Source organism: Myxococcales bacterium (assembly GCA_022563535.1).
Lineage (GTDB): Bacteria > Myxococcota_A > UBA9160 > UBA9160 > UBA4427 > DUBZ01.
The window spans coordinates 109,003-133,666 of sequence record JADFNE010000003.1 but is presented as its reverse complement, the minus strand read 5'-3'; the positions used below and the strand labels follow the sequence as shown (position 1 = coordinate 133,666).

The 24,664-nt window shown below is 60.3% G+C and carries 23 protein-coding genes; 10 read left to right on the top strand and 13 right to left on the bottom strand.

What is annotated here, in order from left to right; all coding sequences use genetic code 11:
* Window position 1: 1 nt before the first annotated feature.
* From IH881_02210 to IH881_02200, 3 genes are all read right to left on the bottom strand, one after another.
* Entirely contained in the window at window positions 2-427 is a 426-nt protein-coding gene (locus IH881_02210) for an FdtA/QdtA family cupin domain-containing protein (protein ID MCH7866480.1), read from the bottom strand.
* Between the two features lie 36 nt (window positions 428-463).
* Entirely contained in the window at window positions 464-649 is a 186-nt protein-coding gene (locus IH881_02205; protein MCH7866479.1) for a hypothetical protein, read from the bottom strand.
* A gap of 158 nt (window positions 650-807) precedes the next feature.
* Entirely contained in the window at window positions 808-1,878 is a 1,071-nt protein-coding gene (locus tag IH881_02200) for a chemotaxis protein (protein ID MCH7866478.1), read from the bottom strand.
* 305 nt (window positions 1,879-2,183) lie between these two features.
* On the opposite strand from IH881_02200, the gene IH881_02195 reads away from it, so the two are divergent.
* The 3 genes from IH881_02195 to IH881_02185 all read left to right on the top strand — a co-directional run bounded on the left by IH881_02195 (window position 2,184) and on the right by IH881_02185 (window position 6,186).
* Window positions 2,184-2,990 (top strand): hypothetical protein, encoded by an 807-nt coding sequence (locus IH881_02195; protein ID MCH7866477.1) that lies wholly within the window; start codon window positions 2,184-2,186, stop codon window positions 2,988-2,990.
* A gap of 25 nt (window positions 2,991-3,015) precedes the next feature.
* Window positions 3,016-5,169 carry a hypothetical protein gene (locus IH881_02190; GenBank protein MCH7866476.1) on the top strand — a complete coding sequence of 718 codons (2,154 nt, stop codon included), beginning with the start codon at window positions 3,016-3,018 and terminating at the stop codon, window positions 5,167-5,169.
* Between the two features lie 414 nt (window positions 5,170-5,583).
* Window positions 5,584-6,186, top strand: a complete 603-nt coding sequence (locus IH881_02185; protein MCH7866475.1) for a lytic transglycosylase domain-containing protein — start codon at window positions 5,584-5,586, stop codon at window positions 6,184-6,186.
* An 8-nt stretch (window positions 6,187-6,194) separates the two neighbouring features.
* Here IH881_02185 and IH881_02180 read toward each other — a convergent pair whose 3' ends face one another.
* Window positions 6,195-7,406 carry a cytochrome P450 gene (locus IH881_02180; GenBank protein ID MCH7866474.1) on the bottom strand — a complete coding sequence of 404 codons (1,212 nt, stop codon included), beginning with the start codon at window positions 7,404-7,406 and terminating at the stop codon, window positions 6,195-6,197.
* A gap of 355 nt (window positions 7,407-7,761) precedes the next feature.
* Between IH881_02180 and IH881_02175 the strand changes: the two genes are divergently transcribed.
* The 3 genes from IH881_02175 to IH881_02165 are packed head-to-tail and all read left to right on the top strand — an operon-like array spanning window position 7,762 to window position 9,780.
* Window positions 7,762-8,271, top strand: a complete 510-nt coding sequence (locus IH881_02175) for a hypothetical protein (protein MCH7866473.1) — start codon at window positions 7,762-7,764, stop codon at window positions 8,269-8,271.
* Window positions 8,272-8,331: 60 nt separating this feature from the next.
* On the top strand, window positions 8,332-9,102 hold the full coding sequence (locus IH881_02170) for an SDR family oxidoreductase (GenBank protein MCH7866472.1): 771 nt from the start codon (window positions 8,332-8,334) through the stop codon (window positions 9,100-9,102).
* A gap of 33 nt (window positions 9,103-9,135) precedes the next feature.
* Window positions 9,136-9,780, top strand: coding sequence for a class I SAM-dependent methyltransferase (locus IH881_02165; GenBank protein ID MCH7866471.1), 645 nt, complete (start codon window positions 9,136-9,138; stop codon window positions 9,778-9,780).
* A gap of 27 nt (window positions 9,781-9,807) precedes the next feature.
* Here the strand turns inward: IH881_02165 and IH881_02160 are convergent, their stop codons facing one another.
* From IH881_02160 to IH881_02140, 5 genes are all read right to left on the bottom strand, one after another.
* Window positions 9,808-11,040: a thiolase domain-containing protein gene (locus IH881_02160; protein MCH7866470.1), complete on the bottom strand. Its 1,233-nt coding sequence runs from the start codon at window positions 11,038-11,040 to the stop codon at window positions 9,808-9,810.
* A gap of 92 nt (window positions 11,041-11,132) precedes the next feature.
* Entirely contained in the window at window positions 11,133-12,482 is a 1,350-nt protein-coding gene (locus IH881_02155; protein ID MCH7866469.1) for a 3-hydroxyacyl-CoA dehydrogenase family protein, read from the bottom strand.
* 317 nt (window positions 12,483-12,799) lie between these two features.
* On the bottom strand, window positions 12,800-13,363 hold the full coding sequence (locus IH881_02150) for a DNA-3-methyladenine glycosylase I (GenBank protein MCH7866468.1): 564 nt from the start codon (window positions 13,361-13,363) through the stop codon (window positions 12,800-12,802).
* 61 nt (window positions 13,364-13,424) lie between these two features.
* The gene (locus IH881_02145; GenBank protein MCH7866467.1) at window positions 13,425-13,883 is read right to left on the bottom strand and encodes a YkgJ family cysteine cluster protein; all 459 of its coding nucleotides are present in this window, start codon (window positions 13,881-13,883) and stop codon (window positions 13,425-13,427) included.
* 147 nt (window positions 13,884-14,030) lie between these two features.
* Entirely contained in the window at window positions 14,031-14,669 is a 639-nt protein-coding gene (locus IH881_02140) for an HAD family phosphatase (GenBank protein ID MCH7866466.1), read from the bottom strand.
* Window positions 14,670-14,814: 145 nt separating this feature from the next.
* Between IH881_02140 and IH881_02135 the strand changes: the two genes are divergently transcribed.
* A complete protein-coding gene (locus IH881_02135; GenBank protein ID MCH7866465.1) occupies window positions 14,815-15,687 on the top strand; it encodes an SDR family oxidoreductase in 873 nt (290 codons plus the stop codon).
* Here IH881_02135 and IH881_02130 read toward each other — a convergent pair.
* Entirely contained in the window at window positions 15,665-16,981 is a 1,317-nt protein-coding gene (locus IH881_02130) for an alpha/beta hydrolase (GenBank protein ID MCH7866464.1), read from the bottom strand. The genes IH881_02135 and IH881_02130 overlap by 23 nt on opposite strands.
* A 220-nt stretch (window positions 16,982-17,201) precedes the next feature.
* Here IH881_02130 and IH881_02125 point away from each other — a divergent pair, with 220 nt between their 5' ends.
* Window positions 17,202-17,516 (top strand): metal-sensitive transcriptional regulator, encoded by a 315-nt coding sequence (locus IH881_02125; protein MCH7866463.1) that lies wholly within the window; start codon window positions 17,202-17,204, stop codon window positions 17,514-17,516.
* Between the two features lie 3 nt (window positions 17,517-17,519).
* Window positions 17,520-18,743, top strand: a complete 1,224-nt coding sequence (locus IH881_02120) for a permease (protein ID MCH7866462.1) — start codon at window positions 17,520-17,522, stop codon at window positions 18,741-18,743.
* A gap of 20 nt (window positions 18,744-18,763) precedes the next feature.
* On the opposite strand, the gene IH881_02115 is transcribed toward IH881_02120, so the two are convergent.
* Window positions 18,764-21,805, bottom strand: coding sequence for a hypothetical protein (locus tag IH881_02115; GenBank protein ID MCH7866461.1), 3,042 nt, complete (start codon window positions 21,803-21,805; stop codon window positions 18,764-18,766).
* Between the two features lie 234 nt (window positions 21,806-22,039).
* Here IH881_02115 and IH881_02110 point away from each other — a divergent pair, with 234 nt between their 5' ends.
* Window positions 22,040-23,296 (top strand): hypothetical protein, encoded by a 1,257-nt coding sequence (locus IH881_02110; GenBank protein ID MCH7866460.1) that lies wholly within the window; start codon window positions 22,040-22,042, stop codon window positions 23,294-23,296.
* A gap of 5 nt (window positions 23,297-23,301) precedes the next feature.
* Here IH881_02110 and IH881_02105 read toward each other — a convergent pair whose 3' ends face one another.
* Window positions 23,302-23,562 carry a hypothetical protein gene (locus IH881_02105; protein ID MCH7866459.1) on the bottom strand — a complete coding sequence of 87 codons (261 nt, stop codon included), beginning with the start codon at window positions 23,560-23,562 and terminating at the stop codon, window positions 23,302-23,304.
* A gap of 105 nt (window positions 23,563-23,667) precedes the next feature.
* Window positions 23,668-24,537, bottom strand: coding sequence for a TIGR03619 family F420-dependent LLM class oxidoreductase (locus IH881_02100; GenBank protein MCH7866458.1), 870 nt, complete (start codon window positions 24,535-24,537; stop codon window positions 23,668-23,670).
* Between the last annotated feature and the right edge of the window lie 127 nt (window positions 24,538-24,664).

Sequence of the window (24,664 nt, the reverse complement as noted above, 5' to 3'; positions counted from 1 at the left end):
GTCAGACGCCCTCGACACCGACCGCCGAGAGATAGTCGTCCCAGCTTCGCAACGAGCGGGAGATGTCGTAGTGGGTGCTCGCCAGCACCAGGCAGACGGCATCGGGGGTCATGCCCCGGATCTTGATGAAGATCATCCTGGGCATGTAGAGACCTCGCGTGGGGTCGTCCAGCTGGTAGGTGCTGGAAGACTTCCCGTCACACAACTCCATCTCGAAGCTGCCCGCCAGCGCGACCACCACCTGGTCAGTGTCCATGTGGGCGTGACCGCCCCGGTCCGACACGACGTGATGCATATAGAAAATCCGCCGGATCGGAAAAGGCGCATCCTGCTCACTCTCGATCGAGGTGAGGACTCCGCGATCGTCCCGGTTCGAGGGCAGATCGATCCAACGCACTTCGTCCAACCGGGGTTCAGCAAGCTTCATCGATGCGAGAGCATAGGTCTTTTTGCTGGACGGTTCTCAATCGACGTAGAGTGTTACGAAAAATTTCTCCACGATCACGCCCAGGAAGGAAAACGCCGATATCAACGCGACGAACAGCACAGCGATCATGAAGATGCGCACAATCCACCGGCGCCATTGGCGTGGCGCCAGCCCGAAGGGACGGGGAGATTTGTGGTTCTGTGTGCTGGTGTCGGTCTTCATTGCAATCAGATTCGGCGTTCGCTTCAAGCTCGCGACAATACTACCAAGGCCTGGCGAAAAAGAACCGCTCGGGCTTCGCAGCCCGGCTCTTTCCGTCCGGGGATGAAAATCCGGCAGGCATCGTGAAACCATGGGTTCGATCGCGAAGGGGAATCGGATCAGCGGGATTGCTGAATGATCAGCGCGTGCCAGCCGGTCTTGTAGGTTTCGTAACCTGGCGATTGCGCATGGGCGACCATACAGTCGCTGCCCGCAACTTTTTCCATCACATATCCCTTTGTCTTGGAAAAGAGTTGGCTGCGACCCTTGATCTCGATCGTATGGGTCAGGATCTCGTTGTTCGAGTCGGCCAAAACCAAACCAGCGTCATCGACAATGCAGACCCGGCTGATTGCTTTTTCTTCGAGACTCAAGGGCAAGTTTTCGCAAATCTCCTGGGCGAGGGACGCCCAATCGAAAACGATGCCCAACACTCCGAGAATCGATCCATTCGCGTCCCCGCCCTCGCGCACGGTGCAAGAGTAGACGAGGCCCAGTTGGCTGTTCACCAGGGGCGATCGGTGTACTGACTGGAACCCGTACTCGGTACCGCTGTGCGTCTTGATCGCCGCCTTGAACCATTCTGCATCACTATGATTGCTGTCTTGCGTGGAAAACTTTCCCGGGCGGCCATTCGCGATGACATTTCCTTTCAGATCACACAGCACGAGATCAAAATAGACCGTGTACGAATCAAGAATCACGCCCAGGCGCTTGCTCGCAAAATCCCGAGACTCGGGGGTCTGCTGAGCCAGCGCAGCCACCAGGCTGCCGTCGGTCGCCCACCAGCGGACGTCGCACGTTCGCTCATAGAGATTTCGATCGATCAGATCAATATTGACCAGCGCCAGGTCCATCAGGCGAGTGCCTAGATGATCGGTCGCGATGTGGCGTGTGATCGAACTGAGATCCGCGATGGTACGGCTGCTGCGCTCTTCCATCTCGCTGGTGACCTCGGAGATCTGCTTCGAAAGCAGAGCCACCTCGTCGGCGACAACACCAAACGCTCGCCCGGCATTGCCCGCGCGAGCGGCCCGGATCTTTGCATTGATGGAAAGCACCTGGGTCTGCGAGCTGATCTTTTCGATTCGCTTGAGTGCCGCCCCCAGTTCGACGGTGAGCTCATCTGCGATCTTGCTGATCCGCTCGATTCCTACGTCACTACCTTGATTCGTCTGTGATAGCGCCATCAAACACCACTTGTTGCTGTTATTCAGTTCACCCGCCAATTCGCTCCTGCTCATATCGGCAAATGCCACGGCATATGATTAGTCAATATGAAATGTTGAGAATGCCCTCTCGCTCGTGGCGCTACGATGGAATCCGAAATTTCCGCAGGACGACCTCCAAGTGCCTGTCGCCCGCATTCTCGGCACAAAATCGCGTGGTTTTCTCACATCGGTCAAGTCACGGAACGCCCCTATCGACTACTCTTCTCACTCACTACCCTCGTCAATACGAGCAGCAAGCCAAATCAACCCAGGAGTTTTTCAGCGTGTCCAGCCGTGTCCTTCCATTGTGCGCCAGCCTTGTCATCGGACTGCTGATCGGTGGTCTCGTGGGCCGATGGACCGCACCCTCGGTCCCCAGCGACAAAACCGCGCCCCCCATCCTCACCCAGCGAGCGCCCGATCCAGAACACGATGAGATCTCCACGCTCGCGAAGCACATGCAAGATGCGATCGCTTCGGAAGCGGGCCAGGGGCTCGCAGCGGTCGGTGAGATTCTCAATGCGGCGAGCGTCTCTGATTTGCTCGATTGGGGACGCGCACCCGAAAACGTCTCCCGTCGCATCATCAACGAAATGAGCGACGACGAGTTGATTACCACGATTACCAGCATGACCATGATCACCGCTGAAGAACTCAAGGACATCTCAGACCTGCGAGATTATGCAAATCGCCTCTCGCACATCGCGATGAGCGGCGTCATTACTCCAGATATCACCGACACGTTTGGTCACGACAGCGTCGAGGTAGAGTTCTCCACCAAGGCGAACAAGTCTACAGGCGCCGACGATCCCCGTTTCGAATTCTACGACGACACGAACAGGATTTACGCGGTGATTCCCAATAGCGAGAACTCGGGCGACAACCTGATGGTGCACTGGTATCGCATCGACAATCCCGAGATCCTCCTGTTTGACCGGTATCGGGTCAGTCCTGCCGACGAATACAGCTACGTATGGCTGAAGAAGGCTCCCGGACAGTGGCCAGCCGGAGAGTATCGCGTGGAGTTCTTTTCAGCGGATGAGTACCTGACCCCGATCGCCTCGGGGACTTACCAGATCAGGACAGAATAGCTTGCCGACGACGAGGTCGAGACCAATGAGTGCATTGCCGGGTATCACTCGCTTCGCCCTCGCGATTGCCCTGCTGACCTGCAGCTTGCCATGGGTCGCGGCATCCCGCGCTCAGGCATTGGAGCCCGGAGCAGCGACGGACAATTCCCTCGAACTCCTGATGGACCAGGCTCCCCTTGACGAAGTGGTGAAAGCGATCGCACAGCGGACTGGCAATCACTACGTCTTCGAGTCGCCGCTTCCCGGACGTGTGACCCTCGCTATCCCGTCCCGGGTGAGTGCTGCGGAGGCCACCGAAATTTTGAACGCCGCGCTGCTGCTCAAAGGCATGCTGGCGATACCCATTGAACCCGGGAAATACAAGATCGAGCGCTGGGAGAAGATGGCCGGAAGCGCTCCTTATACCGAAGCATCCCTCAGCAAAGGCGCCGAGGGCGCAGTCACCACCCGACTCGTCTTGCGCCACGCCGATCCGGAACTCGTGGCCAGCAGCCTGCGTCCAATGCTCCAGGCCTCAGCCCACGTGATCCCCTACCCCCCGGCAAACAGCTTGATCTTCGCAGGAACCGAGAATCGCATTCATCGCTTGATGGAACTCGCGCGGCTACTGGATTCCAGTCACTCGGATTCGCTCGTGGTCGTGCGCCTGCGCTACCGAGATGCGAGGGAGGTCAAACGTCAACTCGATGGGCTACTCAGCAGCGGCGGTCGGAAAGGCGGCCAAGGGTCCACGGCTGATGTGCAGATCGACGAGCGGACCAACGCGTTGCTGCTGACCGCTTCGGAAACCCAACTCGCACAGCTGCGCGAATGGATTGGACGGATCGACATCCCCGCGGCCAGTACCGGCGAACTTCATGTCGTCAACCTGATCTACCGCGACCCCGAGGAGCTCTCCCAACTTTTGCGTGGGCTCTCGGAGGAAGGAACGCGCGCGGCAGACAATGCGTCCGCCGTGGCCAACGTCGGTACTTTGATCGGTCGGGATTACTCCGTGGTCGCGTACGCAGCGACCCGCTCCCTGGTGATCCGTTCCGACCGTGAAACCTTCGACATGCTGCGAGGGTTGATTGCAGAGCTGGACCGCGAGCCCCGCATGGTACGAGTCGACATCAAGATCTTCGAGATCGCGACCGAAGGCAACCTGGCACTCGGAATCGGGGCCGCGATCCCCTTCATTGACCCGGCACCGAACAAGATTGCCGGCGCGCTGATCAATCCAGCCATTCTGCCCTTAGAGATTCCCGGAGTTGTTTCAGTGCTCGGCGAATTCGGCGCGCCCCTGGTTCAGATTTCCGGGGCGGACTCGATCCCAGGCCTCGGGATTACCGTAATCGCGCGCGAAACTGGGGCCGAAACGAAGTTGCTGCAGGAGCCCAGCATTATCCTCGAGGTGGGAGAAGAATCCGAGTTGTTCATCGGAGACAATATTCCCATTCCAGTCGCGGCAAGCAATCCTGCCAACGTCGGTCTCGCGCCAACCCTGCACACCACCATCGAGCGTCATGACGTTGGTATCTTGATTCGAGTCAAAGCCACGCTGAACAGCGACGACAGCCTGCGACTCCATCTGCATATAGAAAATAAACTCGTGCGGTCACTCGGCGAACCGGGGGTCGGCCCGATCCTCGCAACTCGAACGCTCGACACGTCATTTACCGCGGGCTTCGGCCAGCGGATGATCATCGCCGGGTTGGACAGCGAGGTCCGCGGTACAGAGGGCTTGGGTGTGCCCTTCCTTTCGAAGATTCCCATTCTCGGCCAAGCGACTTCCGCAACGCGCGATTCGCATCGAAAAATCTATTTGCTCATTTCCGTCCAGGCGCACCTGCTTCCCACAAGTGAGGAAAAACAGGCGACCGCAATCGCGTTGGCTCGAGCCGTCGAACGTTTCGATCACCGCCTCGAACCGGAGCTCGGTGAGAAATATGCGGTGCGCGCGGCTTCCTACTACAAGCTGGATACCGCCATGGCCGCCGAAGAACTGCTGCTCCCGGACATCGACCCGTGGCCCACGCTGATCGCCGAGCAAGAATCGGACGAGGGCGTTCGCTTCCATCTCTTCGTACACGGATTGAAGACCCTTTCGGAAGTAGCGGAGGTCGCCCTCGCCCTCGAACAAGCGGGCATGACCCCGGAGATCGTGCCCTTGTCCCGTAACATTGCCGCGGGTCGTTGATCGTTGAATGCCGCCACACCTGCTGGAGCTCAATTGACCTCGAAGCTGAACAGTCTGCAATTTCGATCCAATCCGGCGGTGGGAGCAGGGTTCGTCCCACTCGCCATCGCGCTGCTTTCGCTTGCCTGTGCAAACACCGTCCCACCTTCGTTCGATGCCACCGAATCGTCGATGATCGCAGAGGAGACGAAGACTGCGCGCACGGGAGCCGACTGGTCCGCTCTGTCGCGCGAGGCGCGCACCGCCATGCGTCTCCGACACTACGGCGAAGCCGAGATCGCCTGGGTCGCGGCGCTCGCACAGTTCGAGCAAACCGCTCCGAGTGATGCTCGGGTGCGCGCGACGTTGTCACATCTGGTGCGCCTCGCTTCGATCTACCGGCGCCTCGAGCGCCTCACAGAGGCCGAACGCGTGATGGCGAATGTGCTCGACTACGTGTCCGTCGTCGGCCGTGAATCCCTGCGAGCCGAAGGCTACAGCGACAGCTACCAATGGCAGAGCCAGCAAACTCTCGACAATGTCTACCGTCCGCGCCGCGATTTCGAAGAACAACGTCGAGACTTCGAACCCACCGTAGCCGCAATGATTCGACGCATCGCGCGCAAGTATCAGGTCGATCCCCATCTGGTGAAGGCCGTGGTGGCAGTCGAATCGAACTTCGACATTCTCGCGGTGTCCGACAAAGGTGCACAGGGACTCATGCAGTTGATGCCCGAGACCGCACGCGAAATGGGAGTCCGCTCCCCGTTCAAACCCAGCGAGAACATTCGCGGTGGGGTTCGCTATCTCCGTACCCTGCTCGATCGCTATGACGAACTGGGCGTCGCACTTGCGGCCTACAACGCCGGCCCGGTCGCGGTCGATCGCTATGACGGAATACCGCCCTACCCCGAAACCCAAGCCTACGTCAAGCGGGTTCTCCGGTTCTACCGCGAGTACCGCGAGGAATCTCGACGCAAGCATCCGAACGCAAAGCTCGATGGAAGCCAGGGAGACTTGCGGAGCCAATCCGACTGACGAACTCGCTAGACGTCGCCTCGCGCGCTGAATGGAAGCGTGGCGTAGCGCCGCACGTGGTTGCCCGATGCAAATTGTCCCCGTGCGAAATCCACGGTGAAGTCGGGACACCGCGCGAGAAGCTCTTCGAGGGCGACCCGCGCCTGCATGCGCACGGCCGCGGCGCCAATGCAATGGTGGGGACCGTAGCTCAGTGCCACATGGCGCCGGATCTTGCGGTTGATGTCGCACTCCCCCGCATTGTCGCCGAATTCGCGTTCGTCCAGGTTGGCCGATCCATAGAGCAGCATGACCTTGCGGTCCTTGGGGATGATCGTGCCTTCGATCGCAACCTCCCGAGTCGTCGTGCGCGCAAGACCCTGGACCGGCGAGGTGAGACGCAGAAATTCTTCGACGGCGACGGGGATACTGCCGGGATCCTTCGCCAACTGTTGGCGTTGTGCGGGATGCCGGGTCAGCAGCTCCGCGGTCCCGCCCAACAGCCCAGTTGTCGTATCGTTGCCCCCGGTCACCATGGTGAAGGCGAAGCCCAGGATCTTCATCAAGGAGAGCTCGACTCCATTGGGATTGGCGTGCACGAGAGCGGAGATCATGTCGTCACCGGGGTCTTTGCGAACTCGGTCGATCGCCGCACTGAAGTAGCCGAACAGTTCGGCGACCGCTTCGGTTGCGGAGCCAATGTCACCCTCGGCATTGGCCGCGACAATCGCATCCGTCCAACGATCGAACAGCGGCTGCTCCGACCGGGGAACACCGAGGAAGTGACCGACGATCAAACTCGGAAGCGGCTTGAAGAGTTCGACCACGATGTCGCCCTCCCCCATTTCACGCAGACGCTCGACTCGCTCGACCACGAACTCCCGAATCATGGGCTCGATCGCCAGAACCTGCCGAGGCGTAAAGCGTTTGATCGCCAGTTTGCGCAGCGCGGTGTGTTCGGGCGCGTCCATCATCACGATCGGAGCCTCGATCCCCAGGGCTTCCATTTCCCCGTAGTTCAGCGTCAGGCCCTGGGCGGAAGAGAACGTCGGGGCATCGACCGCGGCCGAAAAAACATCCTTGAAACGCGACAGTACGGTAAAGGTGCCGGCGTCATTCTCGAACGTGTGCACGGGATCGTGCTCGCGCAGTGCCTTGTACATCGGGAACGGGTCCCGCCAGCTTTCGCCACTGGGGGGCCGGTACACAACAGGGTCGGACTCGGTTTGGCTTGCGGGCATTTTCAAAGCCTTTCCTGTGGACAAAATTTAACGATGCGAAACAAAATACCAATTCTGGCCGCTTACTGGAGCGTTTCGAGTCTCCTGGCGGTGTAAATTTTTACGTCCGAAACACCTGTGACTGCATACGGTTACAAGACAAGCTGCCGATGCTCCCCGGTCCCTGATGAAATTCCCCAGGCAAGGCGAACATTCTCGCGGCAGACTTTTCGAGTCGCTCCGGATCGCAGGTCTGTACGGACCTGATTTTCTCCGGATCGGCAGCGAGCGAACATGGGCTGGCCCGTTTGGCCGTTCTGCGCCGGGACCTCCGGCTTGGTCGTCCCGACCGGATTCTTCAAAGGAGAATCACGCAATGGACACCACCGCATTCTACAAATCGCTGCGTCACGGAAATCTCGTTTTTGATATTGCCGCGTGTTCGGCGATTGGCGGCGCGAGCCTCGGTCTCTTCTTCTTTACCATCGACGCCTTCGAAGGGCGACCTTTCTTTACTCCGATGCTACTCGGAAGCGTGCTCTTCACCGGAGAAGCAATTTCGGAGACTGCCGAAATCAGTGTCCTTACCATTGCCGCCTACAGCCTGGTGCACTTCGCGGTATTCGCCGTCATCGGCCTGGCGGCGTCGATCCTCGCCCATCTCGCCGACTTTGCTACCGACCCGAAGCCAATGATCGCAACAGGTGTACTGGCCATCGAAATCGCATCCTTTGCCGTCGCGGGAGTTGGTTTTCCGGGCGTCATCGAAACCCTGGGCGTCGCCAGAATCGCGGTGGCGAACCTGGTGGCTGCGGCTGGAATCGGGATCTACTTGTTTCACTTCCGTCGCCGGTTCGAGTGGAAGACAAGCGCTCAAGGACGCTGATCGCGGACCTGAGCGAAGCTTCGCAAGTTCTTATTCCGCCCCGCGGACAAGGAGATCACTATGGCGTTTTCGGGCAAGGTCGCGTTCATCACGGGTGGGGGAAGCGGCATGGGGCAGTTGGCTGCCCGCAACCTGGCCGCGCACGGGGTTTCGGTTGCAGCCCTCGACGTGAATACGTCTGGACTTGCAGACACGGCCATGGGCTTTGACAACATTCAAACCATTGCAGCCGATGTCACCGTCCCCGCCGAGATCGAACAGGCGGTCAAATCCGTCGAACAAGAACTGGGTCCGATCGATCGCGTCTACAATGCCGCAGCCATTTTTCCGACCGGGCGACTGCTCGATCAGGACACCGCGACGATTCAAAAAATCATGCAGGTCAACTACGGCGGCGTGGTCAACGTCACCAAGATCACCCTGCCGAAGATGCTCGAGCGGGGAAGTGGCGACTTCATCAACTTTGCATCCATGGCGGGTTGGTTGCCGGTCCTTTACCTGGGGGCCTACAACGCGTCAAAGTTTGCGGTCGTGGCATTCAGCGAGGTCCTCTATCACGAAAACCGCAACAAAGGGGTTCGCTTCGCTTGTGTCTGCCCCCCTCCGGTGAGCACACCGCTGCTCGAACAAGCCCAGGAGACGGTATGGCCCAAGATCTTCGACGAAGTGTTGACGATCGAACCGCAGGTCGTTCTCGACGCCATCGAATCTGCCCTCGAGCGCGACGAACTCTGGGTGTTTCCGGGACCGGGAACCAAGTTGGGCTGGCGCATGCGCCGCTGGTTTCCCAAATTGATGTGGCGGCAGATCCACAAGACCGAAGGCTTCTAGTTCAACCATCGGGTACTCGGGTATGATTTGGCAGTGCCGAACCCAAACCCAAACGCAAACGCCCTCGAAGAATTCACCCGCGCGACCCTTGACCACTACGAAGCGAGCGCCGAGAGTTTTTGGCAGGGGACCCGGCTGCACGATGTTTCCCAGAACATCGACGCCCTGCTCGACGAAATCGACGGCCCGGGGCCCCATCGCATACTGGATTTTGGTTGTGGTCCCGGACGCGACTTGTGCTCGTTTCTCGAGCGGGGTCACGACCCGGTCGGGCTAGACGGCGCCCTCGCATTTGCAGACATGGCCCGAAGCCGCGCGGGGGTCGAGGTCTACCACCAGAACTTCCTGGCCCTCGATCTTCCGGCTCAGCATTTTGATGGGGTGTTCGCCAACGCTTCGTTGTTTCACGTGCCGTCGAGCGAACTGCCCCGAGTGCTCGAAGAGCTGAGGGATTGCCTGCGCCCGGGCGGCGTGCTGTTCGCGTCAAATCCGAGAGGCGACAATCGGGAGGGTTGGTTCGGGGGGCGCTACAACGTGTACCACGACCTCGAACAGTGGCGGCGCTACACACTGGCCGCCGGCTTCGAAGAAGTCCGGCACTACTATCGCCCAGCGGGTTTGCCGAGAGAGCAGCAACCCTGGTTGGCGACGCTGTGGCGCCGTCCAGTCGGGCTCTAGACCCTGGGCACCAAGCTAGACATCAATCTAGACACCAACGATGAAGCTGCAGCTCGTGGTACCGCTGCCGCCGATGTTGAGGGTCTGGAAGTTCTTTGCGCCCTCGACCTGGTAAGCCCCGGCCTGATTCGTGACCTGAAGATAGGCGTCGAGCAGCTGGCGCACGCCCGTGGCACCCACCGGGTGCCCTGCCCCAATCAGACCGCCGCTCGGGTTGATTGGAATCTTGCCGTCGATTTCGAGCCAGCCCGCCTCAACGGCCTTCCAGCTTTCGCCCGGAGCCGTGATGCCAAAGTGGTCGATGGCCATGTACTCCGACGTCGTGAAGCAGTCGTGCGTCTCGATCCCGTCGATCCCGCTGCTGTCCGCGATCCCGGCTCGCTTCTGCGCGCTGGTAATCGTGCTGCGAACGTGTGGCAGCACGAACTCGTTGTCCCGGCTTTCGAACACCTTGTCCACGAATCGCATGCGAGCCGTGTTGTGGCCCCAGCCCTTGATGCGCGGGATCTCCGAAAGTTTCATTCCGTTTCGCTCGGCATGCTTCGTCGCATACGCCTCGGATGCCAAGAAAACGCACACCGCGCCGTCGGTGACCTGAGAACAGTCAGAGATACGAACGCGACCGCCCACCTGCGGATTATCATCCGTGCGACACAGCGCGTGCTCCTTGTTCATGTACCAAGTGCGGGTCTGCGCGTTGGGGTTCAGCTTGCCATTGTCGTAGTTGATGCGGCTGATCTCGGCGAGAAACTCGTCCTTCAGGCCGTAACGCTTGTCGTACTCGTCGCCGAGCTTGCCGAACAGCTTGGGAAACGGAAACTCGATGCCCTTGGCTTCCTGCTCGTACCACGCAGCCGTTCCGAGGAAGGCCCCGCCGTCCGCCGCTGAAACGGTTTTCATCTGCTCGATGCCGACCACAGCCTGCAGGTCGTAGCGTCCCGCCTCGATCTCCGCAGAGGCAGCCAGGATCGCGATGCTTCCCGATGCGCAGGCGGCTTCGTGGCGACCCGTGGGCAGGCCGCTGAACGAGGGATGGACTTCGGTGAAGAACGCGCCGAGATGCCCCTGCATGCAGTAGAGCCCGGCAGCGAAGTTGCCGACGTGTGCGCTCTCGATCTCTTCCGGATCGATGTTGCAGACCTTGAGAGCGCCGAGCACCGACTCGCGCATCAGCGCGGTAAAGTGCTTGTTCTCTTTGGTCCAGTTGCGCGCGAAATCGGTCTGATATCCGCCAAGTAGATAAACTTCGGGAGTTGCCATGATGTGCTCCTGTTTCCCTGTTTCTAGAATCGCGTGCTCTGGTTCGGTTGTTCAGTGCGTGCCGAATTGCGGCTCATTCGTTTGCCTACTGCTCACCCAGCGACAAAGAACTTTCCGACGTTTACGTGCGGATGGGTAAAGAACGCCTTGGGCGTGCCACTCTCGACGGCACTGATGATCGCCTTCGGCACCGGCAGTCCCGCTTCGTCGATCATCCGGGCAGCAGCTGCGGCACCCATGGTGTCGACCAGGACGCTCGGCGGCGCCCAGTTGAAGCCTGCACCCATGATCATGTCTATGCCCGTGATGGTCTCCGTCACCTCGCCCACGCGATGGAATGCGTAGCTGATATAGCCCGCGATGACTTTGCGCGCGATGTCGGCTTCGTCGCCCTCGGCATCGAGGAAGATCGAAATACCCTCTTCGTATCGCCCCTGGGAGTACATGTGCGCGACATCGTCGATGTAATCGAGGTTCGGTAGCTTGATCTCGCTCACCGGTTTGTAGTCCCCGGAAGCGGCGTCGAGTGCCAGCCGGACCTTGCCATCTTTCTTGAAGAACCCCCCGCCACTCTTGTTGCCCATGACGCCCTTGTCCATGAGAGCGGCCATGTACTTCGGCAGTTCGTTGGTCGCATGCGCTTCGTCTTGCGTGTTGGCAAAGACGTTGTCCACGATGGCCCGGTGAATATCCCAGCCGACCAGATCGATGGTGGCCAGTGGCGTCAGCGAGCGCCCGGTGTAGGGACCGATCAGTCGATCGACCAGCACCGGCCCGAGATCCTCGGCCAGTTGCGCGGCTTCGTTGAGCACCTTGAAGCCAACGCGATTTCCGGCAAAGGCCGGAGTGTCTTGCGTGCGAATGATCTCGCGACCCAGACGCACGGTGGCGAAAGCTTCGACAAAGTCCACCAGCTCTTTGTCCGTGTCCGTGCCCGCGATCAGCTCGGTGCCGACAATCACGTTGGGCGGATTGAAGAAGTGGAGGCCCACGAAGTTCCTGCGAAACGAGTCGCTGCGCCCTTCACACAATTTATTGATGGAAAGTCCCGACGTCACGGTCGCTACGATCGAATCGTCTCGGCGCGCCTTCTCGACGCGATCAAACATCGCTTTCTTGATGTCCAGGACCTCGGTCAGACATTCGAAAATCAGGTCGGCCTGCTCGACCGCCGCTTCGAGATCGTTGTCGTAATCGCCGACCTCGGCTCGCGATGCCACCGTGGGGGAGCGAACCTGCTTGATGGCGGCCGCCAACCCCTCTTCGGCCTTTTGGCGAGTGCGGGCGAGAAACGTCACGTGAGGCACCGCAGTGGTAAACAGGGCGGCACTGCCAAAACCCATGGTTCCGTTGGCGCCGAGGACCACGACCCGCTCGATCTTGCGAGTCGAAAGAATCTTTCTCATCTCCGCCGCGCTCTGGGGCGTAGTAGAACCGGACATATCGTCTCCTAACTTGGGTACTTGGAGTGGATCCAAGATCGGCTCGCGGCAGGACGTACTTGGCCGACCGTCAGCTAGCTGGAGCGGCCGCTGCACCCAGTGTCTGGGGCGTGCCCGACCCACCAATTCGAAGCGGCAATTGTACTGAATGATTCCATCCGTTCGAGAGCAGAAATGGAGAATGGACCGGCAATCCGTAGGCAAATTCCAGATACGACGAGAATTTGCGCGAATTCGACAACAATTCCGACCCGGATTCAGCATTTTCAGGGCGCCTGCCCCTCCAGGCTGCCCGAAATTTGCCTCGACGAATACTGCTAGCGAGCAAGTTTGGCGTGCCGAAAACAACCCACTTGATGATCGTTGACCATGCCCACCGCTTGCATGTAGGCGTAACAGATCGTCGGGCCGACGAAGCGAAAACCTCGGCGCTTGAGATCGCGACTCATCGCCTTGGACTGGACGGTCTCCACCGGGATCGCCCGCGGACTCCTTCTACGATTCTGTACGGTGCGACCGTCGACGAATTGCCAGATGTACTTGGCGAAGGACCCCGCTTCGGCCTGAATGGCGAGGACGGCGCGAGCGTTGGTGACCGAAGACTCGACCTTCAGGCGGTTGCGCACGATGCCCGGATTTTTCAACAAACGCTCGCGCTTGCGTCGATCGAAGCGCGCCACTTTCGCCACCTCAAAATTGGCGTACACCCGCTGATATTCCGCGCGCTTGGACAGGATCGTGTTCCAACTCAGACCCGCCTGGGCCCCTTCGAGGATCAGCATCTCAAAGAGGTAGCGATCGTCCCAGCTGGGCACACCCCATTCCCGGTCGTGATACTCGACCTCCAGATCCATTCCCTCGGCCCAGCGACAGCGCTTCATCAGCTCTTCCCGGCATGGGTTTGCCCAGCAGGAGTCTACACCGGAAGCCCCGAACGCCGACCTAAGGCGCGGCTTCGCTCGACCCTGCGCGGCGCTTGGAGTCGAGTTCCCGCTCGAAGACCCTCGCGAATGGCTCAGCTGGGGATTCGCCTCGCACCACGCGGTAACCGCATCCGGGGAGCAGTTCACCGCCGACCTTGAACATCTCGGGGACTGGATACTCGCGACAAAAGTCGGGCCTCTCTTCGTAGATCTGACAACGTCCATCGCCGCCGAGGTTTTGGCAGGAAAAACGCAAGAGACCGTCTTCGTATACCTCTTCTCGAGGAACGAACATCGCGAACTCGGGCTCGCGTCGAGCGAGTCTGCGAAACCTCCTCAGACTTGCGAGCGGTCGGCCGCGATCCACCAGGATCAGATTGCGGCAGCAATTGCCCCTCATCTTGCAGGCACCCTCGATCCGCACCGGCTCACTTGCGCCCGATACCCACGCGCGCATCGTTGCAATCCAGTTCGTCATCTCCAACGCGCCCCCTTCGATCGACCCGCAATTCTTTTGGCGAGCGTCTTTCTCACGAGGGGGAGCGAGATGCTGAATCAACTCCACGGCAATTGCACTCGGGGGAAAGCCAGGTGCCCTGCCCGTTCCGAGGTTCAAGCGAGATTCTCACATCAGACCCGTGACGATTTCGGGGATCTCGCTCACGCTGCCCACAACGGCGTGGGCGAGACTCAAGTCGGCGTCTCCAGCCAAGGGATTGGGAATTATGATGCAGCGCATGCCCGCACGGGTGGCAGACTGCAAGCCGCGCTCCGAATCCTCGACCACGAGACAATCCGCCGGTGCAACGCCGATCCGCTCCGCCGCGGCCAGGTAGGGATCTGGATGGGGCTTGTGCCGGTCGTAGTCGCCCCCCATCAACACGAACTCGAAGTACTGCATGAGGTCAGTCTGTTCGTGGATGATTTTGAAATGTTCGGGAGACGAACTGGTCACGACTGCCATCGGCAACTGACCATGGAGCCGGTCCAGGCAGGCTTCGACCCCCTCGAAGACCCGCACCCCACCCCGCAGTGCCACTTCGTACAGTTGATTGCGCCGAAGACGCAGCGCCTCGAACTCGGTTCTGTCGATTCCTTCGATCAATTCTAAAATGCTTCGACCCTGACGCAGCGACACATCTGCAAAGTCGTCGCGGTCGATTTCGATCCCCTGCTCCGCCAGGATTTCGCGGTTGGCGGCGAAGAAGAGCCCCTCCGTGTCGACCAGCACACCGTCGTTGTCCCAGAAAATTGCTCGTATCATCAACTGCCCCATACGCGTTCCAGCTGCCAGTTCGAGCGTCGAACCTGCACCAGTATCTGTTAATGTATCACTTTAAGGTTCGCGCCTGGACTCCGCCGGGACCGCGCAAAGTCAATGTAAGAGAATGCGAGGAGCAGACAAGACAATGGCGATTGAATCAGTCGACATGACGGGCAAACAAGTAATGATTACCGGCTGCACTGCGGGACTGGGCCGAGCTGCCGCAATCGCCCTGGCGGAGATGGGAGCGACGCTTTCGTTGGTCTGTCGCAATCGCAGCAAGGGAGAAGCGCTGATCGAGGAAATCCGGCGCAAGACGGGACGCGAGGATTGCGAACTCTACGTTGGCGACATGGGCAGCCGGCGCGACATTCGCAGCATTGCCGCAGCCTACATCGCAAAAGATCGCCCCCTCGATGTCTTGTTCAACAACGCCGGCGTGGTCATGCAACAACGCAGCGAGACCGTTGACGGTTTCGAAACCACCTTCGGCGTCAATCACCTCGGCTATTTCCTGTTGACAGTCTTGTTGTTGGAACCACTCAAGGCGGCGACCGCCGGGCGAGTCGTCAGCACCGCATCCGACGCCTACAAGTTCGGCGGCCGACGCATGAACTTCGACGATCTTCAGAGCGAGCGCAAATACTCCACCTTCGGGGCCTACGGTGCGTCGAAGCTCGCCAACATCTTGTTCAGCCGCGAACTCGCCCGAAGGGTTGGCAACTCCAACGTCACCGTCAATGCGTTTCATCCCGGCATGGTGGGCAGCGACTTCGCCAAGAACAACGGCTGGATCGCGCAGGTGGCCATGACGCTGATCCGACCGATTGCGCGCAGTCCGCTGAAGGGCGCCGAGTCCGGGATCTACCTCTGCACCTCGCCCGAGGTCGAAGGTCGGACCGGCGGCTATTACTTCGACTGTGCCATCAGGGACACCAGACCGGCAGCGCGCAACGATGAAGATGCGTTGCGGTTGTGGGAAGTCAGCGAAAAACTTACGGGCGCGTCCCTTGCGTGACGCCCGCGCCGGTTGTTGCAGTCGGAATTGTCGTCGGAGTCGTGCGCCCCAGTTGAGAGTCGGAATAGAGCGTCGACAGGAAGCGGGCCACCGACTCGGTCACAATCGAATTGCGCGGTGAATGGAAGATGTCGAAGGCGTGCTGGGCGCCGGGGATCTCAGCATACGCCACCGGCGACTTCGAGCTTTCCCGCAACAGCCTGACGAACTGCCGAGCCTCTTCGACCGGAACGAGGCTGTCCTGATCTCCGTGAATCACGTACATCGGCGGAACATCGCTGTGGATGCGATGCATCGGCGACGCCTGTAGGAATGCGTCACGATCCGTCTCCAGGTTTTTCTTGAGCACGAGCTTCTGCAGCAGTTCGATGCGACGTTCATTCCCCAGAAACTGGTAATGGTCTGTGAAGTCGTAGACGCCGTAAAACGGAACACATCCGTTCATCGTCGTGTCAACGCTCTCGAAGCCGGGCTGGTAGACCGGATCGTTGGCGGTCAGCGCGAGCAGCGACGACAAATGCCCGCCCGCAGATCCGCCGGTTGCGACAATGAAATTGGGATCGCCACCATGGTTGTGGATTTCTTCGCGAATCCACTTCACGGCGCGTTTCACATCCACCAAATGATCGGGAAACGTGGCCTTGGGGCTGAGTCGGTAGTTGACGGCAACGCAAAGCCAACCGCGCGCGGCCATCAGATTCATCAGCGGCAGTCCCTGTTCTTTCTTGCTCCCGATGACCCAGCCACCACCGTGGATTTGCAGCAATACGGGAGCGGGTGTCATTTCATCCCGGAGCTTCTTGGGGGCGTACAGGTCGAGCATGTGCCTCCGGTTCCCGTCGTCGACGTAAGGAATGTCGCGAGTCACCTTCACATTGGGATGGCGCATCTTGAAGGCCCAAAGGTGGCGACCGGCCAGGGGCGGCGTTTGCATCGACTGCAGCGTGGCCGCCGACCAGCCCTCGTCATAGCCCGTGCCCAACGCATCGCACAGTGCTGATTCGGTCACCGCCGCCGCGCGATGCGCCACGGGAATCAAGGCCAGCAGGCCTCCCCACGAGGTAAAGGTCACGAACAATCCCAGCCAACCCGTCCAGGCGTCGAGTGCGCCGGTTGCGACAAAGACCAGGGTTGCGAGCGCCTGCCAGGCGATCTGGTGTAACGGAAGTTCGGACACCAGCCAGCCCGCAAAAAAGCCCGGAACGATGAGTTTTGGAAAACGACGCTGAGAGACAAATGCGTTGGCCGTCATGAGCGCTCCCAACAGCGCGACAGCGAGAAACACGTTGGACATGGCTTGAGACTCCGAGAATCAACTAGAGGGGTCTGGGGAGCCACAGAATAGCGCTCCTCAGCCCAATTGTTTTTTTCAGCTCAGGGAATTTCGGCCTTGACCGATACCCTATGGGGGTATAGGTTCTATACCTCCCCGGGGTATACGAAACCCCGGCGGGGGGAGCCGAAATGTCGGCCACTCGATCGAGACGTGGATCGCCAAACAGATCGACAAGAAAATGGGAGTCTTCAGCGTGAAGCATTTCAAGAGCCCCGCAGACAAGAAGAAACTCCTGACCCGACTGCGCAAGGTCGAGGGCCAGGTCAGCGCAATCTGCCGCATGGTCGAGGAAGAGAAGTACTGCGTGGACATCCTGCTGCAGATCTCGGCCGTACAAGGTGCTCTCGGCAAAGCGGGACAGCTGCTTCTCGGCTCTCACGTCGAAACCTGTGTCGCGACGGCCTTTGCGAGCGGCAACAAGAAGGCTCGACAGACGTCGATCGACGAACTGATGGAAGTCTTTGCCCGCTACGGCGGGATCTCGGGGCGTTAATTCATGCTTCAGTCTGTTTTCAACACGCTACTCGAACTCTCTCCCTGGTTTCTCCTGGGCATGCTGGTTGCGGGAGTCCTCCACGTCGTACTGCCCCGAAACTTCATCAAGCGTCAGTTCCACGGAAGCTGGGGCGTGGTGAAAGCCGTCGCGCTCGGGGTTCCGTTGCCCCTGTGTTCGTGCGGAGTCATCCCGGCCGGGCTGGGACTCAAGCGCGACGGAGCGAGCAACGGCGCCTCCCTGGGATTTTTGATCTCCACACCCCAGACCGGGGTCGACTCCATTCTCGTCAGCGCCTCGTTTCTCGGCTGGCCATTTGCATTGTTCAAGGTTCTGGCTGCGGCCACGACGGGCCTGATCGGGGGTTGGATCTCGGATCGCGTTCCCGAGGACGAAGTCGTCGAGCGCAATCTCGCTGACGCTTCCGATTCAAAGGACTCCGAGCTCTCCGCAATCGAAGACGCCCCGCGCGGTTTACGCGCCATGCTCAGCCACAGCCACTCGTTGCTCGAAAGCATCTGGCGCTGGTTGGTCTTCGGGATTCTCGTCAGCGCACTCATCGACACCTATTTGCCGGTTGGAACCTTGAACGTGTTCGCCGAGCTGGGCTCCCTGGGCGCGGGGCTGGCCGTGCTGCTGATCTCCCTGCCCCTCTATGTCTGCGCGACCGCCTCAGTGCCGATCGCAGCGGCGATGGTGGCCAATGGGATGCCCGTGGGTGCTGCGTTGGTGTTCTTGATGGCCGGCCCCGCAACCAACGTCGCGACCATCGGAGCCATCTATCGCGGCTTCGGCTCGCGACAGCTCGCCGTTTATCTGGGCGTGTTGATCGTGGGCAGCATCGGTTTTGGCGTCCTGTTTGACTTTGGCGTCGGCCCCTTGAACGTGAGCGATCACTTCCACGGTCAAGCCTCTCCAGTCTGGTGGTCACTGGCGAGCGCGCTGCTGATGGCCGGGTTGATTGCAAGACTCGCAATCCTGGACCTCACGCGCTTTGTACGTGCGCACTGGTTCGAGAAAAGTTCAGCTGAAGTCGAGATCGCAGTCGGTGGCATGACCTGTGGAGAGTGCGAACGAAAGCTCGAAGGCGCCCTGCTCGAGGTCGAAGGCGTGATCTCTGCGGTCGTTTCGCGCAACCCCGATCTCGCACGGGTTCGCGGAGCCGTAGATCGCGCGCTGATCGACCAGGCCATCATTGCAGCGGGCTATCGCGCGGTTTCAACCTAGTCGGCCAAAGCCTTCCGACGCTATCCAGTCGTCGTTCGCTGCGTTTTCGACATTCCGAGACGCTTGCCGCCCAGGACCATCATTCCCATCACCAGCAGGATCATGCCTGTGGATCCGAGGCCCGGCAGCTGAATGCCGCTGGGGAAGCTGAGCGGGTCGGTGGGGTCCGTGCCATGCGCGACCTCGAGTCCGTCGTCGAAACCATCGCCGTCGGTGTCTGCGTTGGCGGGATCCGTGCCCGTATCCGACGCACTCACGAAGATGCCGGTGTTGGTTTCTACGCCGTCGGTCAGTGCATCTTCGTCCCGGTCGATCCCCGCGCGAACGCCGGAACCCGGCGGGACGGCGGTGTAGGTAAGCGGCCCTTCAGCCGCGACGAGGGCTCGCAGGGCGGCATCGCTGCCCAGGACCCCTTTGTCGTCCTTGAATTGCACGCCCGAGAGCAGCCAGCCCCGCTCGACCCCTGCGACACTGCCCTTCACGATCAAGTCGCACTCGGTCACCACGCCGCCCAGGGTCAGGGAAGTGAACGAAGCGTTGCAACGCTGGATCATGAGGTCGATGCGATCGCCCGTTTCGGTTGGACTGGTCGATGTCAGCGTTACCTGCTGACCGACGATCGGCGCGAGGTCGCTGGGGAACGCAAACGAAAACGCCGCGATGTCGGGAATGTCATTCATCGGGTCGGGAAACGTGAAAACTGGACTGCTCAGAAAGTTGATCACGGTGTCCACACTGCCGTCGTGCAGATAGCCAAAACCACGAACTTGTTCGCCCGTGTGCCCGGAGACAGTCGAAAGTCCAAACATGCCAATCTTCTGATACAGATTTCGCATCTGGGGCACCTTCATGCTCTGGCTCTGGGTCGGCCCCTCGAACGTCGCCTGTGCCCCACTGCCGAAGAAGCCGTTTGCAGGCGCAAGCTCGTGACAGCCATCGCAATCCTCGAGGGTATCCGTCGCACCGGGGACAGGGGGAGCGATGATTGCGCAGTCGCCGGGGTCGCCACAACTGAAGAACTCAGCGCGACCGTGCGCCTGCGCGGCTGTCAGACTGTTGTCGAGATTTCGAATCGGGTTGGGTGGCAGAAAAATTTGCAGGGTAAAGTCCGAGAACCGCTGCATGTCCGCCTGCGAGATTCTTCCATCGTGGCCCACCAGACCTTCGGTCGCGACAATGAAGTTTCGGAAGCTCAGATCTTCGTCGCAACCCGAGGGACCACCGCCATTGGCGGGGCATGGATCCTGGCCCAAAGCACCATCGACCCGGTCGCCCCGCCAATGCATGCCCCCGTGCGTCGACAGGCCCCGCAGGGTCTGGGTCGTCATTGGCCCCTTCATGGGGTGAAACGTCGCATCCGGAAGGGGCAGGAATGGATTCGGCGAAGCGGTCTTCTGGGTATTGGTCGACACCGAGCCATCCGGGTCGCCGAGGTTCCACGCCAGGCTGTCGAAGTCAGCAAAAATGTGGCAACTCGAACACGAAGCTTCACCATTGCCCGATGTGTTGACCGCGTCGTAAAGGATTGGGCGACCGTCGACGACCGATTGGGGCTCGGGGTTGTAGAGCGAGTGCGTTTCCACCGTAGCCTTCGTGGTGAGATTGATCGCGGCGACCGCATTGTCAAAGCGGGTATAGACGTAAATGCGGTTGTTCGTCTCGTCCAGGGCAAGTCCCGCCGGGCCACCGCCGGTTGCGATGTAGTTCGCACTTTCCACAGTGGGGTCGAAGATCGATTCGAAGCTCGCGCTTTCGATGTCGGAGACGTCAAACACGCCAATTTTGGCCGAGCCGAAGGCGGCCATGTAAATCTTCGAGCCGTCTGCCGAAACGACGGCCTGAAGCGGCGTTGCCAGGCTGTGGGAAATCTGAGCGTTGATGGCCGTGTGGTTCGCACCCGCATCGGTGTGGAGGTTGCCGTAGTTGATGTGCAGGTTCAGATGCTGCGGATTGACCGTGACACCGCCTGGGTCCAGCACGCTGATACGCGACTCGGAGAGATGCCCCTGCACGGTACTGTTGAAGAAGTCGCCCGGGCCCTCGAAGCGCACATCGTTCGGGAGTTCGGTGTTCATGACGTAGAGCATTCCCGAAACCGGATTCACAACCATATTGAAGAGGATCGTGCCGACCGAATCGAAGACAATGCCGTGGGACAGGTTGTTTGCATTGACGGCGAACACGTCGTGGTCCGGCAGATCCAGGTTGACATTCGAGTCCCAGACGAAACCCGATACGTCGCGCCAGTTCGTGCCGTCGAACTTCACGATCAAGCCGGTCTCCGGCGCCGAGGCTCCGGCAAAATTCATGTCGGGGTCGGGAACTGCCCCCGAACCCCCGAAACCATCCGCGACAACATCCGCGTTGATCACGGTCGTCTGGTTGCCGGAGTGAAACCCGGCGACATAAACCGTGTTGCCGTCCGCGCTCACCGCGAGCGCACGCGGGGTGTCGGCGAAGAAGGTCAGGATCTCAAGCGGGTTTCCGCCGAACGCGCTGCCGAGGCTCGACCCGTCAAACACCCAGACATCGGCCCGACCGATGCCCTCGCTGGTGAGTTGGGGATCGCCTGCGCCGGTCGAAGCTGAAATCGTAGAATCGCTTCGGTGCTGGCCGCGGTGCGCCGTCGTGATGAACGCCCGATTCCCGCCAGGACCGGCAAACACGATGTCGCGCGGCTCGTCCCCCACGAGCAACGTGGCGACAACCTTTGCGGGGCTTGCACTGAGGTCGATGACGCTGACACTGTCCGACAGGTGGTTCACGACCCAGATCTCGTTATTGTTACGCGCCGCCACCGCCACGGGCTCCATGCCCACCGGGATTGAGTCCGTGTGGGTAAGGCTTCCGCCGACCACAGAAAACACCTCGAGCCGGTTGTCGGGGGTATTGACCACAAACAACTGGCTGCCGTCAGGTGAAAGCGTGATCGGCCGCACCGGGCCGCTCTCGAATTCGACGAACGAACTCGCGGCCACGCTGTTCCCGGCAAACATCCCGGCAATCAAGAGTCCCGCCGCAATCAACACCAGACTGCGCCCGAAACCGCGGTGCGTGCACATGAAGTCGTACCTCCGCAAATTGGGCGCCGGAGCACCCCCCACAGGGAGAACGCAATATTGATGCCCACGCCTGAACTGCCCTGCTCGCCTTTTGGCCGAGCCCACGCAGCGCGGTGGAATCCATTTACGACTTATTGGGAAATCTTCGGCTAGTTTCCGATCCGCCGAGGACAGGCAAATTTGGATTGCCAAACTGGCGATGGAAACTGGACCGAGCGGAGACAGGCGCGCTCCATGACGACTTCTCAGAGCGACCACAAAGGTCTCCTCCCCCGAGCGGGCGTTGCGGCGTGTTTCTTTTGGACCGCGCCGGTTTCCGTATTCACGGGGGGCGCCGTGCTGCTCTCACTCGGCGAGCAGACCCTGTCGAACCATTGGTCACCTTTGACCATGGGCCTGACCCACATTGGAACACTCGGGTTCATCACGATGACCCTGATGGGCTCCTACTATTTCCTGGTTCCGCTTCAACTCAACAGGAGCATCAAAGCCCCACGCCTACCCTATTTCGTGTATGTCACGTTCGCGATCGGCACGGTCTCACTGTGCGTCGGGCTTGCTGGAACCGCGGTCACCCCGGTCTTCATCGCAATCGGGGCCCTGTTTCCGGCCTTGGGTTGCTTCTTCTGGCCCGCGATCGCGTCGTTGCGCGGTACCCGGGGCCAGCCGAATGCGATCCCGCTTCGACTCGCGATCGGTTCGTTCGTGATCGTAGCCACAATCGGAATCTGGGTGGCACATGGACATGGGGGAATGAAATTTCCCGGGCCGAGGGCACTTTGGATCCAGGTCCACCTCGCGATCGCACTCTTTGGTTGGGTTGGTGGCATGGCGGGCGCGACCTTCGACCTGCTTTCTCGGGCGCGAACCCCAGCGAGCGGCGACTTGAATCAAGGAATCTCGAACTGGTGGGGGAGACTCCTGTGGCTCGGCATCGCCCTGCCGAGCGTGTTGCTTGGACTGCAGTACCTGGCTCTGATCGAGCTGTCCCAAGCAACGGCCAACTGGCTCGCTGCTGTCGCGATCACACCCGGGGCCATCGCCGCCTGGTGGATCCAGCCTCTCTACGGCCTCAAAAAGCTCCGCGACCCGATGAACGCAATTGCAGAACCACACTATTGGCAGACCGCCTTCTGCTTGGCACCGATCGCCTTCGTGCTCGGCATCATCGCCCTGCTGCACCCAGCCCCGCAGTGGCAGTTGGCGTTTGGCTGGGTGGCACTCTGGGGTTGGGCCGGAATGTTGGTCCACGCGAGCTTGCGCGAGTTCAGCGGAAACCGCTTCGCCAACCCGCTTCAAGAACAGGCGGAAGTCCCGGTGCGAGATCTCGCCTTTGCCCTGCATCTTGCATCGCTCGCCACCGGAATCGCGGCCATCGCGGTGGGAGGCCCCGCACTCGCGCGCTTGACCGGAACGCTATTGCTCGTGCTCGGAGTGAATCAGCTCAATCGAATGGTGCGCATCACGAGAGCAAGACGCGCAGTGGAATGAGCGCCTCAGCCTTCGGCGCGGTCCGAGGCGGCGCCGGGCTGGCGACTCGACACTGCGGCAATGCGCTCGAGTGCCTCGATCAGAAAAGGACGCACGACACCGTTTTCCCCGTCGATCGCGACGTAGTAGCCCAGGGGTAGCCGACTGTCGCGAGAGGAGCCCGAGGCACCGGCGATCGTCCCGCGACACCCGGTGTAGGGGCTCTCGGCCTGGACTACTCGGACTCGGTCACCTTGCTCAAAGCGCATCGTCGACTGTGCTTTCACTGTGCCCCCACGCATAAAGTTCCACATCGCGCATCAGAATGCGAATTCTTGACATGCGGCTCGAGGAGTCTGCGCGGCAGAAGGCACACACATCGACTCCTGGCTTCACTCGAAGGCGGAGATCACCTCGTCGGCAAAGCGCGCCACCCCGTCTACCTTCTGGTCCAGATCATCGGTCAGCCCGTGATAAAATACCCAGGGAAACGTCACCACGTGGCTGACGCCGATGTCCTCGAGCCGACGATACCCATCGACCCCAGCGGCGTCGGTCACCGACGCAAAGATTGGAAAGGGATCGTCTGCCCTTTCGCTATCGGCCCGATAGGCCTTCACCTTCGCGATCAAGACCTCGAGTTCGGCGAAGGTGTGCAGATCCGAGATCCATCCGTCGGCGAGGGTTGCCGCCCGACGCAGCGCCGGCGTCGACACGCCACCCACGTAGATTGGAATCTCGCTCGGCGGCACGGGGCTCATTTCCAGCGGATCAAAGTCGTAGAACTCACCGTGATGCTCCACCCAGCCTCCCGACCAGAGTTTGCGCAAGACGGGAATCATCTCGTTGATCCGTTTGCCGCGGTTGTGAAAATCGCGATCGACCAACTGAAACTCGTCCTTCATCCAGCCGGCTCCGATGCCGAGCGATACCCGCCCTCCGGACAACACCGAAGCGGTACCGACGGCCTTGGCCACGCTGTAGGGATCGCGCAGTGCAAGTACATAGATGCTCGTATAGAAATGTATTTTCTCGGTCTGGGCCGCGAGGGCTCCGATGGTCACCCACGGATCCGGCCACGGGGTAAAGGGAGGCCAGCGCGGCGTGCCGTCTTCGGTGTAGGGATAGGGAGTCTCGAGTTTCTGGGGATGCACGAGATGGTCCGAGGCGGACGCAAAGGCAAAACCCGCGCGATCGGCGGCGCGACACACCGGGCCGAGTTGCGCAGGGTCGCTAAAGGCCAGAGATAGGACGAACTTCAAGCTGGATCTCCCGTTGGGTGCATTCTCGCTAAAGCGCCGTCGGCAATCCAGATGCGGTACGCTCCACCCCCGGCCCGCCCAGTACAAACCGGTCGGGCCGCGGTCACGAGCAAGCGAGCGAGAGGCC

Excerpts from the sequence above, each read along its gene's own strand:
- IH881_02205 (MCH7866479.1), bottom strand. The coding sequence starts at position 649 with ATGAAGACCGACACCAGCACACAGAACCACAAATCTCCCCGTCCCTTC.
- IH881_02115 (MCH7866461.1), bottom strand. The coding sequence starts at position 21,805 with ATGTGCACGCACCGCGGTTTCGGGCGCAGTCTGGTGTTGATTGCGGCG.
- IH881_02120 (MCH7866462.1), top strand. The coding sequence starts at position 17,520 with ATGCTTCAGTCTGTTTTCAACACGCTACTCGAACTCTCTCCCTGGTTT.
- IH881_02210 (MCH7866480.1), bottom strand. The coding sequence starts at position 427 with ATGAAGCTTGCTGAACCCCGGTTGGACGAAGTGCGTTGGATCGATCTG.
- IH881_02125 (MCH7866463.1), top strand. The coding sequence starts at position 17,202 with ATGGGAGTCTTCAGCGTGAAGCATTTCAAGAGCCCCGCAGACAAGAAG.
- IH881_02175 (MCH7866473.1), top strand. The coding sequence starts at position 7,762 with ATGGACACCACCGCATTCTACAAATCGCTGCGTCACGGAAATCTCGTT.
- IH881_02180 (MCH7866474.1), bottom strand. The coding sequence starts at position 7,406 with ATGCCCGCAAGCCAAACCGAGTCCGACCCTGTTGTGTACCGGCCCCCC.
- IH881_02185 (MCH7866475.1), top strand. The coding sequence starts at position 5,584 with ATGGCGAATGTGCTCGACTACGTGTCCGTCGTCGGCCGTGAATCCCTG.
- IH881_02135 (MCH7866465.1), top strand. The coding sequence starts at position 14,815 with ATGGCGATTGAATCAGTCGACATGACGGGCAAACAAGTAATGATTACC.
- IH881_02145 (MCH7866467.1), bottom strand. The coding sequence starts at position 13,883 with ATGACGAACTGGATTGCAACGATGCGCGCGTGGGTATCGGGCGCAAGT.
- IH881_02160 (MCH7866470.1), bottom strand. The coding sequence starts at position 11,040 with ATGGCAACTCCCGAAGTTTATCTACTTGGCGGATATCAGACCGATTTC.
- IH881_02110 (MCH7866460.1), top strand. The coding sequence starts at position 22,040 with ATGACGACTTCTCAGAGCGACCACAAAGGTCTCCTCCCCCGAGCGGGC.
- IH881_02140 (MCH7866466.1), bottom strand. The coding sequence starts at position 14,669 with ATGATACGAGCAATTTTCTGGGACAACGACGGTGTGCTGGTCGACACG.
- IH881_02130 (MCH7866464.1), bottom strand. The coding sequence starts at position 16,981 with ATGTCCAACGTGTTTCTCGCTGTCGCGCTGTTGGGAGCGCTCATGACG.
- IH881_02190 (MCH7866476.1), top strand. The coding sequence starts at position 3,016 with ATGAGTGCATTGCCGGGTATCACTCGCTTCGCCCTCGCGATTGCCCTG.
- IH881_02155 (MCH7866469.1), bottom strand. The coding sequence starts at position 12,482 with ATGTCCGGTTCTACTACGCCCCAGAGCGCGGCGGAGATGAGAAAGATT.
- IH881_02170 (MCH7866472.1), top strand. The coding sequence starts at position 8,332 with ATGGCGTTTTCGGGCAAGGTCGCGTTCATCACGGGTGGGGGAAGCGGC.
- IH881_02150 (MCH7866468.1), bottom strand. The coding sequence starts at position 13,363 with ATGAAGCGCTGTCGCTGGGCCGAGGGAATGGATCTGGAGGTCGAGTAT.
- IH881_02200 (MCH7866478.1), bottom strand. The coding sequence starts at position 1,878 with ATGGCGCTATCACAGACGAATCAAGGTAGTGACGTAGGAATCGAGCGG.